Source organism: Synechococcus sp. R6-10 (assembly GCF_047461815.1).
In the GTDB taxonomy this organism is placed as follows: Bacteria; Cyanobacteriota; Cyanobacteriia; order Thermostichales; family Thermostichaceae; genus Thermostichus.
Map to the genome: position 1 here is coordinate 1 of NZ_JANSHW010000231.1, position 1669 is coordinate 1669.

Sequence of the window (1669 nt, forward strand, 5' to 3'; positions counted from 1 at the left end):
CCTTCGCCTCAGCGGGACAGAATCCTTGTTTTGGGACAGCATCAGGGATCCACACCCTTGCCGGCTGCTTCTTTGACCAAGGTGGCAACGACCCTGGCCGCTTTGCAGCACTTTGGCCCGCAGCACCGCTTTGTTACCACCTGGCTGGCCACTGGCCCCTTAACTGCTGAGGGAGTTCTACAGGGGGATCTCTGGGTGGTGGGGGGGGAGGATCCCTTGTTCGTCTGGGAGGAAGCCTTCTCCGTCGGCAACCTGCTCAATGCCTATGGGATCCGCCAGGTGCGCGGGGATCTGGTGGTGGTGGGCCGCTTTTACATGAACTTTTCCCGGGATGTGGCGCAATCGGGATCCCTGTTGCGGCAGGGGCTGGATGCGCGGCGCTGGCCGCCAGAGGCGGAGGCCCAATTTCAAACCTTACCCCCCGGCACACCCAGACCGCAGGTGGAGATTTTGGGCTCGGTACGGGTTGCCCAGCAGATCCCGCCCGGCGCTCAGGTTTTGCTCAGACATGAGTCCCCCCCCCTCATTCACCTGGTCAAGCTGATGAACCTCTACAGCAACAACTCCATGGCCGAGATGTTGGCCGATGCGGTGGGGGGAGCAGACCAAGTGGCCCAAATCGCCCGGGCCATCGCCGGGATCCCGGCAGAAGAGCTGCAACTGATCAACGGCTCCGGGTTGGGGGTGGAAAACCGCATTTCTCCGCGGGCCAATGTAGCTTTGCTTCGAGCGATCCAATCTCTTCTGGAGGAGCAGGGGCTCTCTCTTGCCGATGCTTTTGCCGTCGTCGGCCAGGATGTGGGGGTGTTGGAGCGGCGTCTGTTGCCAGGGATCCTAATTGCCAAGTCGGGCACCTTGAGTAGCGTCAGCACCTTGGCGGGTGTATTGCCAACCGAGCAGGGGGACATCTGGTTTGCCCTGATGAATGGCGGATCCGATCTGGTCGGCTTTCGCACCCAGCAGGGACAATTCCTCAGCCAGCTCCAGTCCCAATGGGGATCCCCTGCCACCTTGCCTGAGCGTTGGATCCCTCGCTCTGGAGATACGGGATCCCGCACAGAGCTGAACCCGCGTCTTTGAAACTGTGCCCAACCGGTTCTCTCTCAGCCCAGAGTGACCTCGGTCGCGTTAGCGGAACGCAGTCCTATGTCCGCCCTCCCAGTTTGGGAATTGAGATCGACTTGGCCCGCTGTCAACAGCCCTCAACCCAGAAACCTCGTCCGGCAGGGATCCTCCCCATGGGGCGTACAGGGATCGAACCTGTGTAAGGCAAATTATGAGTTTGCTGCCTAAACCGCTCGGCCAACGCCCCTGATTCTTTTACTCTAGCGTTTACTCTAGCGCCCTTGTCTCCTCCAGAAGCGGCTGAAAACAGGATAAGCTGCATGTCGGTGGTTAGGATCTGACGCCATGGCTGCGCCGCGTTCTTGGCAGGGGCAAATGGCCCTGGGCTTGGGGTTGATTGCCTTGTCCTCGGCTCTCTGTTTTGGCTTCTTGGCCGTTGGGCAGCACTATCTTTACGGGGATGGATCCGCTGCGGATTTCCAGCCTGCCGGGGAGAGTTTGGCTTTGTCTCCCGCCCCCAGTACTGGGCCTCCGACGGCACTGCCCCTCACTACCCCCCCCTCTTCCGACAGCAATCTTCCTGAGGGATCCCCGCTGCAGCTCT

At 60.7% G+C, this 1669-nt stretch carries 1 protein-coding gene, 1 tRNA gene and 1 pseudogene; 2 read left to right on the forward strand and 1 reads right to left on the reverse strand.

The features are described from left to right. Positions 1–1080: D-alanyl-D-alanine carboxypeptidase (locus NW837_RS07290; protein ID WP_414330257.1), on the forward strand; the 1080-nt coding region annotated here is incomplete at its 5' end. Positions 1081–1239: 159 nt separating this feature from the next. Here NW837_RS07290 and NW837_RS07295 read toward each other — a convergent pair. Continuing rightward, positions 1240–1312 (reverse strand) — tRNA-Ile (locus NW837_RS07295). 98 nt (positions 1313–1410) lie between these two features. Between NW837_RS07295 and NW837_RS07300 the strand changes: the two are divergent. Further along, a pseudogene (locus tag NW837_RS07300) lies at positions 1411–1669 on the forward strand (hypothetical protein); the annotation flags it as partial.